This is a genomic window from Acinetobacter sp. ABJ_C5_2, assembly GCF_044538485.1.
Classification (GTDB): Bacteria; Pseudomonadota; Gammaproteobacteria; order Pseudomonadales; family Moraxellaceae; genus Acinetobacter; species Acinetobacter nosocomialis_A.
Genome location: NZ_JBIUCS010000004.1, coordinates 47,079 through 65,526, shown reverse-complemented (window position 1 = coordinate 65,526; position 18,448 = coordinate 47,079). Strand labels below are relative to the sequence as shown.

Genomic DNA, 18,448 nt, shown 5'->3' with positions numbered 1-18,448 from the left:
TCCTGCTCATCTATTGACTAATAATAGACTGATCACTGACCAATTGGCTACTCATCTATTTTGATCTTCAAATGACTTTTATTTAGTCATAAAAAAGAGCATATTGATATGCTCTTTTTTCTGTTATTCACTTAAATCGATATACGGTAACTTAAACTCTTCGAGGGCCTATTTCAGTAGCTATGGCCCAATTCATCAACAAAATCAAATTCAACTCATGATTTAAGTGTAATTCAATTTTTAAAAGTTAAGCGTCATCATCACTTGCTTGTTCTGGCTCTGACTCTTGCTCGTTACTGTCCTGATTTTCCAATTTTTTCTCAGCGATTTTTGCTGCTTCATAGCCAGCAAAAGCACCTGCTGCTTTTTCTAGAAAACCTGCATCTGGATCTAATTTATCGACGCCTTGTTCCGCGATAATTGCACCAGCAATTTTACCTACTTCATCTAGAAGACCCATTTTGATTACTCCAAAGAGCTTATGTTGAGCTTCTAGTCTAGGCAGATGGATTGTAAATAGTGCTACAAAAAAGTTGCGATTTGAGAGAGCTATACATGAGATCAGCAACTTTTTATATTTTATTTTTGCCTTTAAGCTTTTTTTAAGAACAGTTAAAGAAGTAAATAAGTATTTTCCCAACGCGTCGGATTGAACTCACCTTGTACTAATTGGATATAACGGCCTGCAATATGATCAATCGGAATGCAATCATCAATATCTACTACACGGTCGGTATGTGGTTTATGCCACTCTTGATCTATAAACTGTTTACCTAATTGTTTGGCACTTACCGCATCTGATGCCACGACCAAATGGTAACTATGTAACTCACCAAAGGCATTAGGTGTATATCCACCCAGATTAATCAAATACAACTTTTGATCTAAAGCTGACGGTGCTGCCTTAGAAAACTGGATTTGATAATTCTGCCCTTGAGAGTTAACACCAGAAAGCTTGGCCCAAGCATCGATATGCAACCCTTGAGCCTCACCAAACCAAGCCTGTTTAAGTTGAGGATAAACTTCTTCCAAAGTATCCCCTACAGCCATAACAATATCATGGACTTCTGTATTGGCACGTGCATGACGTCCACCCAACATTACCATAAACAAACTTGGCATTTTTTCCTCTTACATCTCAACCATTTCTACGCCATCAATGCGTGCAACTGTCATTAAATCTTTATCACCACGACCTGAAACAGTCGCAATAATAATCTGATCTTTAGACATGGTTGGTGCAAGCTTAGAGACGTATGCCATTGCATGCGAGCTTTCAAGCGCAGGAATAATTCCTTCGATTTTGGTTAAGTCACGGAAACCTTGAAGAGCTTCTGTATCGTTAATTGGCACGTACTGTACGCGCTTCATATCTTTCAAGAAGCTATGTTCAGGACCAACGCCCGGATAATCAAGACCCGCCGAGATACTATGTGTCTCGATAATTTGGCCTTGTTCATCACTCATTAGGTAAGTACGGTTACCATGTAATACACCCACATGGCCTGCATTTAATGGCGCAGAGTGTTTACCAGTTTCAATACCGAAGCCAGCAGCCTCAACACCATACATTTTTACATTGGCATCATTTAAGAATGGATAGAACAAGCCCATTGCATTTGAACCACCACCTACACAAGCAACTAATGCATCTGGTAAGCGACCTGCTTGCTCCAAAATCTGTTTGCGAGCTTCACGGCCAATAATTGACTGGAAGTCACGAACAAGTTGAGGGTAAGGATGCGGACCTGCAACTGTACCAATGACATAGTAAGTCGTATCAACGTTGGTTACCCAGTCACGCATTGCTTCGTTCATGGCATCTTTCAGCGTTTTAGAACCACTTTGTACAGGAACAACTGTTGCACCCAACAAACGCATACGATAAACATTCATGGCTTGACGTTTAACGTCTTCTGCACCCATATACACAACACACTCAAGACCTAAACGTGCTGCAATTGTTGCCGTTGCCACGCCATGCTGGCCTGCGCCAGTTTCAGCAATAATACGTTTTTTACCAGAAAGCTTTGCAAGTAGTGCTTGACCAATCGTGTTGTTTACCTTGTGTGAGCCTGTATGGTTCAAGTCTTCACGTTTAAGGTAAATTTGCGCACCGCCTAACTCTTTTGACCATCGCTCAGCATAATAAAGTGGACTAGGACGACCTACATAGTAGGCGAGGTCACGGTCGAATTCTGCCAAAAACTGTTCATCATTTTTCATGCGGGAATAGAGATTTTCTAAATCTTCTAATGCCGCCATGAGTGTTTCTGACACAAAACGTCCGCCATGGATACCGAAATGCCCATTTGCATCTGGGAATTGGGTATAGTCAATCACATTATTTTGCTGATCCACGTTGGACTCCTTGCATAAATCGTTCAATGAGTTGTTGGTCTTTTATACCTTTTGCGGACTCTACGCCTCCGCTCACATCTACTGCAAAAGCACCGGTAGTATGAATAGCGTCAATGACATTGTCAGGGGTTAAACCACCTGCCAAAATTAATGGAATATCAAGTTTCGGGAATTTAGACCAGTCAAACTGATGTCCTGTGCCCCCTTTAAGCTCAGGATGCCACGCATCGAGCAATACAGCACTGGCACCAGCTGCCTGATATTTTTGAATTTCAGCAACTACATCCAGATCAGGTTTGACCTGAATCGCTTTATACCAGCGACGCTTACAATGGCGAGCAATATCTTGGCATTGTTCTGGAGTTTCATCGCCATGTAGTTGTAATACATCTAGGGGAACACAATCAAGTACATCCTGAATTTCAGCGGCACTCGCATTTACAAACAAACCTACCATTTGTACATAGGGCGGAACGTGTTTTGCTAATTCTTGTGCTTGTTCAACTGTTACATTTCTTGGACTTGGCGGGAAAAAAACAAAACCTATCGCATCTGCTCCAGCTGTGACTACTGCTTGAACATCCTGCTTACGCGTAATTCCACAGATTTTTGCTCGTGTACGTTTTTGGTTTGATGGGCTCATGATCTGCCTAAACTACAACCATTTTTTAAAATAAACGCCATTGTAATGCAATTTTTGCCCCTTGCGTAAAAGTTCTCTGGGAATTGCTCGAAATGACATTGTAGGAAGTAATTCGGCACTTTATACTGCATTCAAATGGAAGCAAGTGTAAGCAATTGATGCTTTAGGGAAGCTGGTGAAAGTCCGGCACTGCCCCCGCAACGGTAACAATGTAAAGCATATTTTTTAAGTCGAGATCGACTTACACCACTGCAGTGATGTGGGAAGGTGAATATGTCCATAAATGAATTATGGCGCTGAAGTCCGGAGACCTGCTTGTTTCATCTATCTACCCGATCATTCACGTGGGGTGAATGTATGGAGCATGTTATGTCTAAGTCCTTTCAACCTACTCGTCTGGTAGGGGCTATCGCTATTGCGATGGGGTGTTCACCTGTTATTTTTGCTGAAGATACAACTACCGCAACTCAGCTCGATCCAATTGTAGTGACTGCTTCAAAAAGCGCTGAAAAAGCAAGCGAAGTTCCGGCTCGTATTAATATTATTGAGCAAAAAGTCCTTGAACAATCACCTATCGCATCTTTACCACAATTATTACAAACAGATGCGTCCATCAATATGGTGCAAAGTGGAGGTATGGGACAACTTGCTGAGATTTATTTACGAGGCACCGAATCTGATCATACTCTCGTACTACGAGATGGTATTCGACTAAATAATGCATCCTCTGGAACAGCAAATCTCGCATTTATTGATACAACAGATATTAAACAAATTGAAGTATTAAAAGGCCCTGCCTCTGTTCTCTATGGTACAGATGCAATTGGTGGCGTAATCCAACTTGTTTCAAAAACACCTGAAAAGAATAGAGCTTTTATCACAGGTGAATTCGGTGAGAATAAAACTTATAAGTCCGTTATTGGTGCTGATTTATATGAAGATGGTTTTTATGCTCAAATTCGTGGGCAACGCTTAGAATCTGATGCAACAAAAGTAACTAATCAAAAAACCAATACATCGAATACAGCATCGTTTGATCAGAAAGGTTTTAGTACAAAGTTTGGTGTTGAGCAGAAAGATTACGGTATTTCTATTGATTATAGTCATAATGAAGGTTCAAGCCTTTATGATGCTTATACATTTAATGGTGCATTGCTTAAACAAGATTTTGAAAATGAGATTATCAATTTACGTAGCCGTTTAAATGTAACAGATAACTTAGAATTAAATACTCGTTTATCACAATTCAAAGATGACGTTAATCAAAAAGATTCTACTGATTTTGTTCATAGTAAAACTCAGGAAGTAGAGCTATATAGCAAATGGAAGTTTTTTCCGCAGCAAACGCTCTTAATTGGTGCCACTCACCGTACATTGAATGGAGATATTCTGTCTTATGGAACACCATACAATGAGAACGTAGACTCAACAGGGTATTATCTTCAACATCAATTCAATGGTGAAAAATTAAATACTCAAGTTGGTGTTCGTGTGGAAGATAATGAGAAATACGGCTCACATACTGTTGGTCAAATTGCTGCACGTTATCAACTTCTAGATAAAACAAGTATCTATACGAATATTGGTACTGCTTTTAAATCACCAACGCTTAATGAACTTTACAACTCGTGGAACGGCAACCCAGATTTAAAACCAGAAGAAAGTACATCTTATGAAATTGGTATAGATCAAACTCTACCATTAGGTTTTAAAACAGGTTTATCTGCTTACTATACTCAAGTTGAAGATCTTATCGGCTCAGTGAACTTTGGTAAATTAACTAATATTAATAAAGCAACTTACCAAGGGGGTGAATTTTATGTTGGTTGGCAGAAAGATGATCTATTTGCAAAAGCAACTTATAGCTATGTTAAACCTGAAAATGAAGAGACTCATCAGGATTTAAATCGTCGCCCTCGTCAAGGATTAACCTTAACAACGGGTCTGCAAAATGAAGTTTACGGCATTAGTGCTTCGCTCGTTGCAAAATCAAAGTCAAAAGACTGGGATAGCAATTACAAAAATCCGGGTTACGCAACTGTAGATATCAATGCTTACTGGAATATGAATCCGAATATTAAATTGTTTACTAATATTCAAAATATTGGAGATGTGAATTATAAAACAGCTTATCAAGACCAAGGATACTACTATGTAAATGGTGGCCGCCTTGCGTCAGCTGGTGTGACATTAAGCTACTAAGCAAATCTTTATTATAAAAATATTTTCTTAACTCCAGTTTCGGGGTAATGTTTTGACCGACATTATCCCCTTTTTTATGTTCAGGATATCCATCATGGGACACCGTTTAAGCAAAATCTATACACGCACAGGCGACTCAGGCACCACAGGTTTAGGTGATGGCTCTCGTGTTGCCAAAGATGATTTACGAATTGCGGCACTTGGTGATGTTGATGAACTGAACGCAATTATTGGTGTACTCCGTGCACAAATCACAGCCAGCCAAGTGACTAATAAAGCAGATTGGGACAAAAGTCTGAGCTTGATTCAACATTGGCTTTTCGATTTAGGCGGCGAAGTTTGTATTCCAAATTACAATTTGCTTCAGCCCATTTGTATTGAATTTCTTGAAAAAGAAATTGACCGTATGAATGAAGATTTGCCTATGCTGAAAGAGTTTATTCTGCCATCTGGCTCTTTATCTTGCAGTTATGCTCATCAAGCGCGTGCTGTTTGCCGTCGTGCAGAACGGTCACTCATGTCAGTACAAACGCGTGATCAAAATATTCAAGCCACGGCGCTCCAACTTTTAAACCGTCTATCAGACTGGTTATTTGTCGCATCTCGTGCTCTACAGCGTGCCGAAGGTGGACAAGAAGTCCTTTGGCAAAAAAATATTAATGAGATTATTTAAAAATAGACTAACTTAAGTATGGTCTCTACTTTTGAAGAGACCATAACCAACAATAACTGAATAGAAGAAAATTATGCGCATTATTGGTCATCGTGGTGCACGCCGAGAAGCTCCTGAAAATACATTAGGTGGTTTTCAGCACATAAAAGACTTAGGTATTCGTGGTGTCGAATTCGATATTCGCCAGCTTCAAGACCAAGAACTGGTCGTTATTCATGACGATAATTTTTTACGTACAGCTGGAGTCGACCAAATTGTTGAGCAATCTACTTTGGCTCAAGCTTTAACATTTGATCATCGCAAAAACTGGCCCAACTGGCCAAATTCAGAACCAACACCAACTCTTACAAGTGTTTTAAACCTGCTTGATAACTTCGATCATATTGAAGTTGAGGTTAAAGCTGTCAGAGATATGGCTTTTGCAGAAAAGTTAGTTCAAAAGCTTGAGTCTGAATTACAGGGTTATGAAAAAGTCGTAACTATCACAAGTTTCGATCTTCAAATTTTAACTGCCTTACGTGACATCAACTCACAATTTAAGCGCGGTTTGTTAGTTGAAATTCCAGTTGGAGCCACAGCAATTGAACTCGCTCATCAATTTGGTTGCTGCCATATTGGTTGGTATGACCAACTTGCTACAGATGAAATGATTCAACTATCTCATCAAGCAGGTTTAAACATTAGTGTATGGACAGTAAATGATGTAGAAAGAGCAAAAAAGCTCCGTGATTTAGATATTCAGGGGTTAATTACAGATATTCCCACAACAATGCTCGAAGCACTTTAAATATAAAAAAGGTGGTATTAACCACCTTTTATTTTTTCTCTGCCTGAATTAGACGTTGTCCGTTCTGATCAAGTAAATACAAGGTATTACCTACCAACTGGAAGCGTTGAATACGCTGTAAAGAGTCAACTAGTTCTGCTTCTTGAGCCAAAGCACCATCACAACTTGAATGACCCGCATTCACTTCCATATCAAGTTTCTTTTGGTTGAAATCGAAAGTATAGCGTCCAAAAACACGATTACATCCCGTATGACCAGACACAGTTTTGACTGCTGAGTTCAATGAAAGAGTCGGCCATTGGTTAAAGAATTTGGCTTTATGACCGTTGATTTGAGTAATTTGCCAGTCAATATCTTGAACACCTTCTGGGCTCACTTTCTTTTTGACTACTGGTGTTTGCACATGGTGTGTTGGTTTTATATGGCCTTTTTGAATATTTTGTTGCGGCGCGCTTTGACATGCTGCCAATACAAGGCTGATTGCGATGAAAAGACATTTCAATGGCAATTTTCCTGCAATATCAATGCTATTCTTTTTTCTCAATCGCTGTATTTTCATTACACAACTTCTCCTATCTGAAATGTTGCCAAGCATGGTTTAATTCTGTTACGGTTCTTTCAATACATCTGTACAATAATGTTAGTGATTCTCACTATGCACGTGCTAATATGATGTGCAAAATAGCAATAAATCTTGATGATTGGTTTTGCTATGTCGTTTTGTCTTTGTACCTTGTATGACAAGGTTTCTAGGAGCGCTGCCGGATATGACTTCCGCCCCACTCAAGGCCCCAATTAACTGGACCGCTAGCATTACCTTAATTGGTTTACCAATTCTTGCTGCAATCATAATCCCGATTTATGCGTATTATTATGATTTTAGTGTAAGCGCATGGGTAAGCTTATTTTTTCTTTTAGCTTTAAGTAGCATGGGGATTACTGCTGGTTACCACCGTCTTTGGGCACACCGTGCTTATGAAGCGTCATTACCACTTAAAATTCTTTTAATGATTGGCGGCACATTTGCTGTACAAAACAGTATTCTGTTTTGGGCCTCTGGTCACCGTACTCACCACCGCCATGTTGACCATGTTGATGAAGATCCGTACTCAATTGAACGTGGTTTCTGGTATGCCCATATGGGTTGGATGATCCGCGATCATTCTCCATCTAAACCAGACTTTAAAAACGCCCCTGATTTGCTGAATGACAAACTGGTGATGTTCCAGCATAAATACTATGCTTTGCTGGTTGTAGCAGTTCATGTCGGCATTTTAGGTTTAGTTGGTTGGGCAACTGGCGATTTATGGGGAGTTGTTCTTCTCGGTGGCTTATTACGTTTAATTATTAGCCATCAAGTAACATTCTTCATTAACTCACTTTGCCACATGTTTGGTAAACGTCCTTATACCGATGAAAACTCAGCACGCGATAACTTCTGGTTAGCGATTGCAACATGGGGCGAGGGTTACCATAACTATCACCATATTTTCCAATACGATTATCGTAATGGTGTGAAATGGTGGCAGTATGACCCGACTAAATGGTTAATCTGGACATGTTCTAAAGTTGGTTTAGCAAAGAACTTACGTCGTATTCCAAGCTTTAATATTAAAAAAGCAGAATTGGCAATGAAGTTTAAATATGCTGAACAAGACCTTGCTATTTATGGTCATGACGTAAATGCCGATATGAGTCAAATGAAGCAACGCATTGCTCAAGAATATGAAGCATTTACCCACACTTTAAATGACTGGGCGAAACTCAAAGAACAAGAGTTACAAGCGAAGAAAGCAGCTATGGCTGAAAAGATTCATAAAATGGATCATAAGTTAAAGGTTGATTTCCAATTGCTTGAACATCGTTTGAGTCATCACCGTGAGTGCTTAGAAACTTTAATGCGCAACATTAAAAAGAACACAAACGTCGTACCAGACTAATACGACTCTAGTTCGAAATAGCGCCTGTAAAGCCATGCTTTGCAGGCGCTATTTTTTTGGCTGGTTTTTAACTATGGTATAGTGAAGTTCGCCTCAAATATTTAGTCCAGCCTATGCAATTCAATCCGCTTTATTCATCACTCAATCCTAAGCTTTTTCATATACAGCAGCCCACTCCTCTTCGCGGTGCAAAAGCTGGGCATTTCAATTTGGCTTTAGCCGAAGAGCTTCAATGGACGGATGAAGAAAAAAAAGCATGGGTAGAAATTTGCAGTGGTCAGCGGACTTTCCCAGAGTTTCCACCTTTGGCAATGGTTTATGCAGGCCATCAGTTTGGACAATGGGCAGGTCAGCTAGGCGACGGACGTGGTTTACTTATTGGCCAAATTTTGAATAAAAAAGGCCAAACTATCGATTTGCATTTGAAGGGCGCAGGCCCTACTCCCTATTCGCGTATGGGAGATGGTCGAGCAGTTCTACGTTCAGTTGTTCGTGAATATTTAGCAGGTCATGCCTTAAATGCGCTAGGGATCGCTTCTAGTCATGCTGTAGGTTTTACAAGCTCTATTCAAGGTGTGCAACGCGAGACATTAGAGCCCGGTGCAATGCTGCTTAGAACCTCTGAATGCCATATTCGTCTAGGTCATTTTGAATGGATCAATCAATATGCACCAGAGTTATTAGCTGAGTTCACTCAAAAATGTATTGAATGGCACTATCCAGAATGCCAGCAAGAAGAACAACCTATTTTAGCTTTTGCTAAAGCTGTGATTAGAAATACAGCCATCATGATTGCCAAATGGCAGCTGGTCGGTTTTGCTCACGGCGTAATGAATACCGATAACTTAAATATTACAGGTTCTACACTCGATTTTGGTCCATATGGTTTTATGGAACGTTTCCGTCCAAACTGGATTAACAACCACTCCGATTATCAAGGGCGTTATACCTACCAAAACCAGCCAAGTATTGCGCATTGGAACTTATGGACTTGGTTAAATAATCTAGTTCCACTTGCTGAACCTGAGCAAAAAGAGCAATTCAAAGAAGAATTAGCTGCTTGCTTAGAAGAGTTTGAGCCCACCTTTATTGAGCACTACACCACTGGATTGTGTAAAAAAATGGGGCTTCCTCATTTCCACAAAGACAGTACTGAATGCGGCTTAAGCTTTTTGCGTATTTTGCAAACGGAGCAGCTTGATTACACTCAAAGCTTTATTCGACTTCAGAATAAAGAGTACAAAGTACTACGAGATGATTGTCTCGATATACGACAATTTGATGCTTTCCTTACCCAATATCAAAGCATTCGTGAACATCAAGATACAGATGAACTTGATACAAACATGCAAGAAGCAAATCCGATTTATATTTTACGTAATCACATGGCACAGCGAGCGATTGAAGCAGCGGAGCGAGATGATTTTAGTGAGGTAGACCGTTTGTTTAAGCTACTCAATCATCCTTATACACGACAGTCAGACTTGGAAAAACCAGAAGATTTAGGCCCGTTACCAAGTGATGTACCCGATGTAGCGGTGAGTTGTTCGTCTTAATATAAAAACTCTAAAACTCTCTTAAGTGGCTTAACTTAAGAGAGTTTCTTAATCATCAAAGAATAATATATGAAAATTAGACCTATCATTATTTGTACACTTCTATTCATTCCACTCGGAATTGCTTTTTATAAGTATGAAAAATATTTACCTACTTTTTCAGGCTCTCATGAAGCACTTACAAGTAATGAGATATCCCATCTTATAAAGACAAAATCTGTAACCTCAATTGAAGTGTTTAAAAACCAACGCATACTTCTACTCAAAAGTAATCAGGAAGTAATTCGTCGTTATCCTATTCGCTTAGGCTTTAACCCTGAAGGACACAAAAACTTTGAAAATGACGGTAAAACACCTGAGGGAATCTATTTTATAGATTGGCGCAATCCACAAAGTGCTTTCTATAAATCATTGCATATTTCCTATCCTAATACACAAGATGTTGCCTATGCTAAACAGCATAACCAGCCAACAGGTGGGAATATCATGATCCACGGATCAGTTCCAAAATCCTTACTCTCAATGCCTTTTGGTTCAACTTATATGCCACACAAAGATTGGACTTTAGGTTGTATCGCAGTTAGAAATGTAGATATAGATGAAATTTGGCAGTTAGTTCCCAATCACACCAAGATTATAATTTATCCATAATCTCTGAAAACTATCCACATTTTCTGTGGATAACATTGTGGTTATCCACAGAATAACTTTTCCAAGCAATTATTCTTCAGGATATTCGAAGCGATATCCTACACCGTAAACAGCTTGAATCCACTCATGACGGTTACCAGTTTCGGCCACTTCCGTGATTTTTCGTCGCAAGTTTTTAATATGGCTATCAATAACTCGGTCAGCAACATCAAAGCTATCCGGATTGATATGGTCTAATAATTGTGCACGTGAATAAACTTGCCCTACATGTTCTAAAAATAGCTCAAGTAGGCGAAATTCTGTCGGCGTTAAACTTAAAGATTTTTGTTGATACCAAATTCTTTGTTGAGCTTTATCGATGCGGAACGAATCATTTTGTTCTGGCTCGGCCTTACGTTCCAAACGACGTAAAACTGCTTGTACACGGGCAACTAACTCTTTTGGACTAAAAGGTTTGCACACATAATCGTCTGCTCCCATATTTAGACCTAAAACACGGTCAATTTCTTCAGTACGCGCAGTCACCATAATAATCGGTAAATCTGACTGTTCACGTACCTTACGGCAAATCGTTAAACCATCCATTCTTGGAACCATTAAGTCCAGAATCATCAAATTTGGTTTACGTTGTTGAAAGCTCGTATAAGCATCTTGACCATCATGAAACATGCTAACTTCGAAACCAGCAGCCTCAAGATAATCACGCACCAGCTGCGCTAACTCGACTTCATCCTCAACCAACATTACATGTTTCATGGGCCATTTTTCCTTTTATTTAACTCTGCTTTTCAAAGGTCAGTACACAACGTAGACCACCTAATGGTGAGTGTTCAAAACTTAGTGTACCACCAAGCGCTTGCGCAATTTTACAAGATAAAGCTAAGCCTAGTCCTGTTCCACCTGTACTACGCGTGCGCGAATCATCGACACGATAAAAACGTTCACCTAAACGTGATAATTGTTCATCATTTAAACCAAATGGGCTGTCATCGACATATAAAGTCCAATCTTGGGTGGTTTGACGTGTATGAATATGAATCTTTCCACCTGTTTCGGTATAACGAATACTATTACTAATCAAATTCACGATAATTTGTTTAAAACGGTCACGGTCTAATAATAATGGAACGCCCTCACCTGCAACCTCAATTTCTAAACCTGCCTGTTCGAGTTTAGGTCTAAAATTTTCGACCTCTTGTAATACAACGTCCCATGGATTGACCGAACTAACATAACATTTAAGCTGCTGAGCATCGGCCTGAGCCAAGTCTGCAAGGTCTTGAGTGAGTTTCTTTAAACTCGAAACTTGTCGCATCATGGCATCAAGGTGTTCAGGGGTCGCCTTTCGAATACCATCTTGCATTGCTTCAATTTGCGCCTGCAATACAGCTAATGGTGTTTTCAATTCATGAGATGTATCGGCAACCCATTGACGGCGTGATTCTTCATGTTGATGTAAAATCTCGGCCAAATGGTTCAATTGAGTTGATAAATCCCCAAGTTCATCATTTCGTTTAATGACCACTTGATGTTGGTAATTACCTTTAGTTAACTCCTTTGTTGCATTTAATAAACGTTGAATTGGCTTTTTAAAATAAGTTGCCATTAAAAGTGCTGCAACTAAACTCGATAGTAAAGTTAAGGCATAAATTAAAAGTAAATAACGCTTTTGATTACTAAAGAAATTAATACTTAAAGCATCTTCTTTATCTAGAACTGGTTTTAGACCTAAATAACCGACAACCTGATTGTTGACGATAATAGGACGATAAGACATCTGATCTGAAGATGGAGGTTCGCCGACTACAAATTGGTGTTTAGCATCATATAAAGATAAACGAGAACTTAAGCCCAAACGGTCTGGCAAAGCAATAAAGCGCTTCTTACCATTTTGAGTCTCAATGTCTTTTAGACTTCCTCTTTTTGACTTGCTTTTACTGTCATCACGCGGACGGAACTGGTTGGCACTTAATGGGAATTTCAAACCTTCAAATGGCTGATACTCAGAAGGTAAATTCTTTTCCAGTGTGCGTAGCTCTTCATCACTAAAAATAGAGTTTTTATTTGCAGTCGCACCATCTGGAGAAACATTAATGAGAGTGTGTTCATCGAACGAATGCTGCTGAATGGCAATATCATATTGGCGTCTTAACCACCACTGCGAAAGACGGTCATAATCATCTGGAGCTGCCGTTCCTTCAATTTGTAAGATTTGCGCCTGAATCGCATTGCCCCAATCATGATAAACGGTATAGACATTCCCAAGATTGGTCATGAGCCGATCTAGCTTTTGCATTTCAACATCGGCCACATATTTGGCAAAGTTCTTTTGCATCGTCCAGTGCAGAACACTCAAACTTGCGGTTGCAATTAACAGCGTAGTAAGCAAGACCGTTAAAAATAGCCGCAATGCAATGGGAACACGTAGAACGTTCAAAAGCACTCTCTCATTTTTATCCTATATTTTGCATTGTAACCAACAACGATAAGAAAAACTCTCCATTGTTTCTTCATCTTTATTATCTAATCTTTAAGCCATCTGAAAACAAACATTAAAGGGCTTTAAACATGAAAATGACGGCTAAAATCGCATTATTCAGTGCAGCAATTGTAACTATGGGTAGTTTGGCTGCGTGTCAATCAAACCCGCAAACGCCTAATTCAGAACATCACATGATGCAAGATGGTCCACGAGATGGCCACCACCGTATGAAACACCGTGAATTTACGCCTGAGCAAAAAGCAGCATGGGAACAGCATCGTGCAGAACGTCAAGCTCGTTTTGAACAGATTCAAAAAGCATGTGAAGGCAAAGCAAATGGTCAAGCTGTAAATGTTCAAGTTGGAGATAGAACACTTGAAGGTACATGTAATCTTCGTTTTGAGCCAAAGCGCCCTCAACCTCCAATAAATGCCCCAGCTCCAGTAGCACCTCAAGCAAAATAATTCTAAAAATACTCAAATAAAAGGCACCTATAGGTGCCTTTTTTTGTGTACATAACTACTTACGATTTTGACTATTTGTCTCATCTAAACTTCACCAAAAGTGTTTACACTCAAAGCACTTACATAGTTCAAGTATTTTTTTCTTGACTTTGCAGTCACAAAGTAAAGGCCCTGAGGTGCTTGTACAGTTATGCAAGTTGTTGCACGATGTAATGGTTCAAGGTGCCTCTTATGGCACATTATCGTAGATTAGGATTATAACTCTGGTTTCACCAGTATTGAGGAACCCGATATGCCACAATACAAAGCGCCCTTACGTGATATGCAATTCGTTTTGCATGAATTATTAAATGCTGAAGAACACTATGCAAAATTACCTGATTTCCAAGGTAACGTAAGCCGTGAATTGGTTGATCAATATTTAGAAGCTGCGGCAGACTTCTGTGAAAATGAACTTTCTCCTTTAAACCAAGTTGGTGACCGCGAAGGTTGTACTTGGAATGATGGTGTTGTAACTACACCAACAGGCTTTAAAGAAGCTTATCAAAAATATATTGAACTTGGCTTCCCGTCTTTATCAGCAGAAGAACAATACGGCGGTCAAGGCTTACCTAACTCTTTAGGTATCGCAATTTCTGAAATGGTGGGTAGCTCTAACTGGGCATGGGGTATGTACCCTGGCTTGTCTCACGGAGCAGTACGTACATTAGAACATCATGGTTCTGATGAGCAAAAAAATACGTACTTACCAAACCTTGTTTCAGGTGTTTGGACAGGTACGATGTGCTTAACTGAATCTCATGCAGGTTCAGACTTAGGTATTATCCGTACTAAAGCAGAACCAAATGCAGATGGTAGCTATGCAATCTCTGGCGAGAAAATCTTTATCTCTGCTGGTGAACACGATATGGCTGAAAACATCATCCATATCGTTCTTGCTCGCCTTCCTGGTGCACCTAAAGGTACTAAAGGTATTTCGTTATTCATCGTTCCTAAATTCCATGTAAATGCAGATGGAACTGTGGGCGAGCGTAATGCGGTACGTTGTGGTTCTATCGAACACAAAATGGGTATCCATGGTAACGCGACTTGTGTCATCAACTTTGACCAAGCTAAAGGTTATTTAATTGGACCTGAAAACCGTGGTTTGAACTGTATGTTCACCTTCATGAACACAGCACGTATTGGTACTGCTGTTCAAGGTTTAGCAGCTTCTGAGTCATCTTTCCAAGGTGCCTTAACTTACGCGAAAGAGCGTTTAGCAATGCGTTCACTTTCTGGTCCTAAAGCTCCAGAAAAAGAAGCAGATCCTATTATTGTTCACCCTGCTGTTCGTAACATGCTTTTAACTCAAAAAGCGTTTGCTGAAGGTGGTCGTGCACTTGTTTACTTACTTGCTCAATATGCAGATATCGTTGAGAAAGGCGAATCTGAAGAAGAGCGCAAGTTTGCTGACAACATCTTGTCTTTATTGACTCCAATTGCAAAAGCATTCTTAACTGAAACAGGTTCTGAGTCTGCTAAGCACGGTGTTCAAGTCTTCGGTGGTCATGGCTTTATTTCTGAGCATGGTATGGAGCAAATCGTACGTGATACACGTATTGCTTGCTTGTATGAAGGTACAACTGAAATTCAAGCACTAGACTTGTTAGGCCGTAAAGTTTTACAAACTCAAGGTGCAATGCTTCGTGATTTCACCAAGATTGTTCACAAGTTTGTAGAAGCAAATAAAGACAATGCTGCCATGAAAGAATTTGTTGAGCCACTTGCTGCGCTAAACAAAGAATGGGGCGACCTCACTATGCAAATCGGTATGCGTGCAATGCAAAATCCGGATGAAGTGGGTGCAGCAGCTGTAGATTACCTCTACTTCGCTGGTTACGTAACTTTAGCGTATCTATGGGCTCGTATGGCACTTGTAGCACAAGAGAAATTGGCAGAAGGTACAACTGACGTTGATTTCTATAATGCGAAAGTTACAACTGCTCGCTTCTACTTCAAGAAAATCTTGCCACGCGTACGTTCTCATGTAGACGTGATTGCTGGTGGTCTAGACCCATTGATGTCATTAGATGCTGAACATTTCGCTTTCTAACCATAGTTAGTTGCGATATGCAATGTTAAAAACCAAAAAAGGACTGCTCAGTTTTGACGGTCCTTTTTTTATAAAATCAGTGATAAATTTAGACTTTAAATTCAATATCCATTTCGTTTTACAGGATATCTAGCACAGGTCGATGTGCATAAAAAAGGTGAACGATTATGCCAATTTACAATGCTCCTTTAGCTGATATGAAATTCATCTTAAATGATGTATTTAAAGCAGAACAATTTTGGCAGTCTAATGAGAAACTCGCTCATGTAGATGCTGCAACTGCTGAAGCAATTTTAGAAGAAATGGCTAAATTTGCTCAGAACGTGACTCATCCATTAAACCGTACTGGTGATGAAGAAGGTGCTCGTTACGAAAATGGCGAAGTCTTTACTCCTGCTGGCTTTAAAGATGCATTTCGTCAATATGCAGAAGGTGGTTGGATTGGCTTAGGCGCAGATGAAGAATGGGGCGGTCAAGGCATGCCAAAAATGCTTACCGTTCTTGCCGATGAAATGTTGTTTGCAACAAACCCATCTTTCATGCTCTACCCGCTTCTTTCAGTAGGTGCTGGTATGGCTTTAAGCAGCTACGCATCTCAAGAGCAAAAAGAAACGTATTTACCTAAGATTTATTCAGGTGAATGGTCAGGTACCATGTGTTTGACTGAACCACACGCAGGTACTGACTTAGGTATTATCAAAACTAAAGCAGAGCGTAATGATGACAGTACATATAACATTACCGGTACTAAAATCTTCATTACAGGTGGTGATAACGATTTAGCAGAAAACATCATTCACTTAGTGCTTGCTAAAACTCCTGATGCTCCTGCTGGTTCACGTGGAATCTCGCTATTTATTGTTCCGAAATACCTTGTAAATGAAGATGGTTCTGTAGGCGACCGTAACCATGTTGGCCCAGGTTCTATTGAACATAAAATGGGTATCAAAGCATCTGCTACTTGTGTGATGAACTTTGACGGAGCAAAAGGTTACCTCGTTGGTAAAGAAAACGAAGGCCTTGCTGCAATGTTCGTTATGATGAACTACGAACGTTTATCAATGGGTATTCAAGGCTTAGGTGCTTCTGAATTTGCTTATCAAAATGCTGCTCAATACGCGACGGATCGTTTACAAGGTCGTAGTGCTGCGGGCGTTCAATCACCAAGCAAACCTGCTGACAGCATTTTAGTACACGGTGATGTACGCCGTATGTTGTTAAACGTACGTGCAAACAACGAAGCTTCTCGTGCATTTGCAGTTTATGTAGGTCAACAGCTCGATATCACTAAGTTCTCAACTGATGCAGAAGCTGTGAAAAAAGCCAATAATCGCGTTGCGCTTTTAACACCAATCGCAAAAGCTTACCTTACAGATACAGCATTCCAAGCAACTTTAGATGCTCAAATGGTATTTGGTGGTCACGGTTATATTCGTGAATGGGGTATGGAACAATGTATTCGTGATCTTCGTATTGCTCAAATCTACGAAGGTACCAACGGTGTTCAATCTCAAGATTTAATTGGTCGTAAAACTATTAAATGTGGCGGTGCATTCATTGCTGAATACATCACTGAGATTCGTGACTTTGCAAATGACCTAGACACAGATTTGAACTTCATTAAAGATGCGACTTTAGATGCTGCAACTGAAATTGAAGCGATTACTCAGTTTATTATTGAACAAGCTGCTGAAAATGTAGACTTCCCAAATGCTGCTGCTGTTGATTATTTACATGCAGTGGGCTTACTCAGCTTCTCTTATATGTTTGCGAAAATTGCTGCTGCAGCTAAAGACAAATCTGGTGATTTCTACCAAAACAAACTTGCTTTAGCTCAATACTTTGTTGAACGTATCTTGCCGGATATTGATGCACGTATCGCTAAAATTAAAGCGGGTGCTGACTTAATTATGGGCTTTAGTGAAGATTACTTTACGAACCAAGCATAATTAGGTTTTCATAAAAAAACGCCTGAGTAATCAGGCGTTTTTTATTTTGTATTTACTATTTCTATTGGCATAAAATTTGTTTATTTTCCAGGCATACTCATATCAAAAAAGATCTTACTATGCCTGATCCTAAAAAGTTTGAAAGAACGCTCGACCGGTTTGGACACTATGCCGTTGAAGCTTTTCATTATTTAGCTTTATTCATTATCGGCTGTATGGTGGCTTGGTCAGCTGCACATACCGTTTTTGAAATTTTAACTGTCAAAAAGTATGCTTCAATTGATGATATTTTATTATTATTTATCTACTTAGAACTTGGCGCAATGGTTGGGATTTACTTTAAAACCAATCATATGCCGGTTCGATTTCTTATTTATGTGGCAATTACGGCCCTAACTCGTTTGCTGATTTCAGATATCCAACATGACCATAAAGCAGATATCGATCAAGTCATTATTACCGGTTCAATTTTAATTTTAGCGATTTCTATTTTAGTGGTTCGTTTTGCTTCATGGAATTATCCATCGGTAATGAAAGAAAAGCACTCAAAGACTCCAGCATCTCTAAAAACTCCTCAACCACAAGATGATGAATTAGCATAAAAAAGGCCTCAAATTGAGGCTTTTTTATGATCTATATTCTATA

The 18,448-nt window shown here is 39.6% G+C and carries 17 protein-coding genes and 1 riboswitch; of the genes, 10 read left to right on the top strand and 7 right to left on the bottom strand.

What is annotated here, in order from left to right:
* Nucleotides 1-247 precede the first annotated feature (247 nt).
* The 4 genes from ACH8JV_RS07210 to ACH8JV_RS07195 all read right to left on the bottom strand — a co-directional run bounded on the left by ACH8JV_RS07210 (nucleotide 248) and on the right by ACH8JV_RS07195 (nucleotide 3,004).
* Nucleotides 248-460: a hypothetical protein gene (locus ACH8JV_RS07210; RefSeq protein ID WP_002051387.1), complete on the bottom strand. Its 213-nt coding sequence runs from the start codon at nucleotides 458-460 to the stop codon at nucleotides 248-250.
* 152 nt (nucleotides 461-612) lie between these two features.
* Complete coding sequence (locus ACH8JV_RS07205) at nucleotides 613-1,122, bottom strand: DUF1543 domain-containing protein (protein ID WP_396520432.1); 510 nt, start codon at nucleotides 1,120-1,122, stop codon at nucleotides 613-615.
* Between the two features lie 9 nt (nucleotides 1,123-1,131).
* On the bottom strand, nucleotides 1,132-2,361 hold the full coding sequence (gene trpB / locus ACH8JV_RS07200; protein WP_049065708.1) for a tryptophan synthase subunit beta: 1,230 nt from the start codon (nucleotides 2,359-2,361) through the stop codon (nucleotides 1,132-1,134).
* The gene (locus tag ACH8JV_RS07195) at nucleotides 2,345-3,004 is read right to left on the bottom strand and encodes a phosphoribosylanthranilate isomerase (RefSeq protein WP_311086569.1); all 660 of its coding nucleotides are present in this window, start codon (nucleotides 3,002-3,004) and stop codon (nucleotides 2,345-2,347) included. The genes trpB and ACH8JV_RS07195 overlap by 17 nt, the downstream gene beginning before the upstream one ends.
* Before the next feature lie 126 nt (nucleotides 3,005-3,130).
* Nucleotides 3,131-3,338: riboswitch (cobalamin riboswitch) on the top strand.
* Between the two features lie 35 nt (nucleotides 3,339-3,373).
* Between ACH8JV_RS07195 and ACH8JV_RS07190 the strand changes: the two genes are divergently transcribed.
* The 3 genes from ACH8JV_RS07190 to ACH8JV_RS07180 all read left to right on the top strand — a co-directional run bounded on the left by ACH8JV_RS07190 (nucleotide 3,374) and on the right by ACH8JV_RS07180 (nucleotide 6,666).
* Nucleotides 3,374-5,206 carry a TonB-dependent receptor plug domain-containing protein gene (locus tag ACH8JV_RS07190; protein WP_396520430.1) on the top strand — a complete coding sequence of 611 codons (1,833 nt, stop codon included), beginning with the start codon at nucleotides 3,374-3,376 and terminating at the stop codon, nucleotides 5,204-5,206.
* Nucleotides 5,207-5,300: 94 nt separating this feature from the next.
* The gene (locus ACH8JV_RS07185; RefSeq protein ID WP_004885306.1) at nucleotides 5,301-5,879 is read left to right on the top strand and encodes a cob(I)yrinic acid a,c-diamide adenosyltransferase; all 579 of its coding nucleotides are present in this window, start codon (nucleotides 5,301-5,303) and stop codon (nucleotides 5,877-5,879) included.
* A gap of 73 nt (nucleotides 5,880-5,952) precedes the next feature.
* Nucleotides 5,953-6,666, top strand: coding sequence for a glycerophosphodiester phosphodiesterase (locus tag ACH8JV_RS07180; RefSeq protein ID WP_396520428.1), 714 nt, complete (start codon nucleotides 5,953-5,955; stop codon nucleotides 6,664-6,666).
* 28 nt (nucleotides 6,667-6,694) lie between these two features.
* Here the strand turns inward: ACH8JV_RS07180 and ACH8JV_RS07175 are convergent, their stop codons facing one another.
* A complete protein-coding gene (locus ACH8JV_RS07175; RefSeq protein WP_396520426.1) occupies nucleotides 6,695-7,225 on the bottom strand; it encodes an META domain-containing protein in 531 nt (176 codons plus the stop codon).
* 208 nt (nucleotides 7,226-7,433) lie between these two features.
* Here ACH8JV_RS07175 and ACH8JV_RS07170 point away from each other — a divergent pair, with 208 nt between their 5' ends.
* From ACH8JV_RS07170 to ACH8JV_RS07160, 3 genes are all read left to right on the top strand, one after another.
* The gene (locus tag ACH8JV_RS07170) at nucleotides 7,434-8,606 is read left to right on the top strand and encodes an acyl-CoA desaturase (protein WP_263614561.1); all 1,173 of its coding nucleotides are present in this window, start codon (nucleotides 7,434-7,436) and stop codon (nucleotides 8,604-8,606) included.
* A 113-nt stretch (nucleotides 8,607-8,719) separates the two neighbouring features.
* Nucleotides 8,720-10,162, top strand: a complete 1,443-nt coding sequence (locus tag ACH8JV_RS07165; protein ID WP_396520424.1) for a YdiU family protein — start codon at nucleotides 8,720-8,722, stop codon at nucleotides 10,160-10,162.
* A gap of 69 nt (nucleotides 10,163-10,231) precedes the next feature.
* On the top strand, nucleotides 10,232-10,813 hold the full coding sequence (locus ACH8JV_RS07160) for a murein L,D-transpeptidase family protein (protein ID WP_396520422.1): 582 nt from the start codon (nucleotides 10,232-10,234) through the stop codon (nucleotides 10,811-10,813).
* A gap of 69 nt (nucleotides 10,814-10,882) precedes the next feature.
* On the opposite strand, the gene ACH8JV_RS07155 is transcribed toward ACH8JV_RS07160, so the two are convergent.
* Together ACH8JV_RS07155 and baeS are read right to left on the bottom strand one after the other, a co-directional pair.
* Nucleotides 10,883-11,569, bottom strand: coding sequence for a response regulator (locus ACH8JV_RS07155; protein WP_263614564.1), 687 nt, complete (start codon nucleotides 11,567-11,569; stop codon nucleotides 10,883-10,885).
* Between the two features lie 19 nt (nucleotides 11,570-11,588).
* On the bottom strand, nucleotides 11,589-13,250 hold the full coding sequence (gene baeS / locus ACH8JV_RS07150; RefSeq protein ID WP_396520420.1) for a sensor histidine kinase efflux regulator BaeS: 1,662 nt from the start codon (nucleotides 13,248-13,250) through the stop codon (nucleotides 11,589-11,591).
* 131 nt (nucleotides 13,251-13,381) lie between these two features.
* Between baeS and ACH8JV_RS07145 the strand changes: the two genes are divergently transcribed.
* The 4 genes from ACH8JV_RS07145 to ACH8JV_RS07130 all read left to right on the top strand — a co-directional run bounded on the left by ACH8JV_RS07145 (nucleotide 13,382) and on the right by ACH8JV_RS07130 (nucleotide 18,405).
* The gene (locus tag ACH8JV_RS07145) at nucleotides 13,382-13,759 is read left to right on the top strand and encodes a hypothetical protein (protein WP_263614566.1); all 378 of its coding nucleotides are present in this window, start codon (nucleotides 13,382-13,384) and stop codon (nucleotides 13,757-13,759) included.
* Between the two features lie 292 nt (nucleotides 13,760-14,051).
* Entirely contained in the window at nucleotides 14,052-15,854 is a 1,803-nt protein-coding gene (locus tag ACH8JV_RS07140) for an acyl-CoA dehydrogenase C-terminal domain-containing protein (protein WP_019457492.1), read from the top strand.
* Nucleotides 15,855-16,021: 167 nt separating this feature from the next.
* Nucleotides 16,022-17,803 carry an acyl-CoA dehydrogenase C-terminal domain-containing protein gene (locus ACH8JV_RS07135; protein WP_396520418.1) on the top strand — a complete coding sequence of 594 codons (1,782 nt, stop codon included), beginning with the start codon at nucleotides 16,022-16,024 and terminating at the stop codon, nucleotides 17,801-17,803.
* A gap of 119 nt (nucleotides 17,804-17,922) precedes the next feature.
* Nucleotides 17,923-18,405, top strand: coding sequence for a phosphate-starvation-inducible protein PsiE (locus ACH8JV_RS07130; RefSeq protein ID WP_068936731.1), 483 nt, complete (start codon nucleotides 17,923-17,925; stop codon nucleotides 18,403-18,405).
* Nucleotides 18,406-18,448 lie beyond the last annotated feature (43 nt).

Coding starts and splice junctions, on each gene's coding strand:
- ACH8JV_RS07185 (WP_004885306.1), top strand. CDS start 5,301: ATGGGACACCGTTTAAGCAAAATCTATACACGCACAGGCGACTCAGGC.
- ACH8JV_RS07140 (WP_019457492.1), top strand. CDS start 14,052: ATGCCACAATACAAAGCGCCCTTACGTGATATGCAATTCGTTTTGCAT.
- ACH8JV_RS07145 (WP_263614566.1), top strand. CDS start 13,382: ATGAAAATGACGGCTAAAATCGCATTATTCAGTGCAGCAATTGTAACT.
- ACH8JV_RS07130 (WP_068936731.1), top strand. CDS start 17,923: ATGCCTGATCCTAAAAAGTTTGAAAGAACGCTCGACCGGTTTGGACAC.
- ACH8JV_RS07190 (WP_396520430.1), top strand. CDS start 3,374: ATGTCTAAGTCCTTTCAACCTACTCGTCTGGTAGGGGCTATCGCTATT.
- ACH8JV_RS07135 (WP_396520418.1), top strand. CDS start 16,022: ATGCCAATTTACAATGCTCCTTTAGCTGATATGAAATTCATCTTAAAT.
- ACH8JV_RS07205 (WP_396520432.1), bottom strand. CDS start 1,122: ATGCCAAGTTTGTTTATGGTAATGTTGGGTGGACGTCATGCACGTGCC.
- ACH8JV_RS07210 (WP_002051387.1), bottom strand. CDS start 460: ATGGGTCTTCTAGATGAAGTAGGTAAAATTGCTGGTGCAATTATCGCG.
- ACH8JV_RS07180 (WP_396520428.1), top strand. CDS start 5,953: ATGCGCATTATTGGTCATCGTGGTGCACGCCGAGAAGCTCCTGAAAAT.
- ACH8JV_RS07170 (WP_263614561.1), top strand. CDS start 7,434: ATGACTTCCGCCCCACTCAAGGCCCCAATTAACTGGACCGCTAGCATT.
- ACH8JV_RS07160 (WP_396520422.1), top strand. CDS start 10,232: ATGAAAATTAGACCTATCATTATTTGTACACTTCTATTCATTCCACTC.
- ACH8JV_RS07175 (WP_396520426.1), bottom strand. CDS start 7,225: ATGAAAATACAGCGATTGAGAAAAAAGAATAGCATTGATATTGCAGGA.
- ACH8JV_RS07155 (WP_263614564.1), bottom strand. CDS start 11,569: ATGAAACATGTAATGTTGGTTGAGGATGAAGTCGAGTTAGCGCAGCTG.
- ACH8JV_RS07195 (WP_311086569.1), bottom strand. CDS start 3,004: ATGAGCCCATCAAACCAAAAACGTACACGAGCAAAAATCTGTGGAATT.
- ACH8JV_RS07165 (WP_396520424.1), top strand. CDS start 8,720: ATGCAATTCAATCCGCTTTATTCATCACTCAATCCTAAGCTTTTTCAT.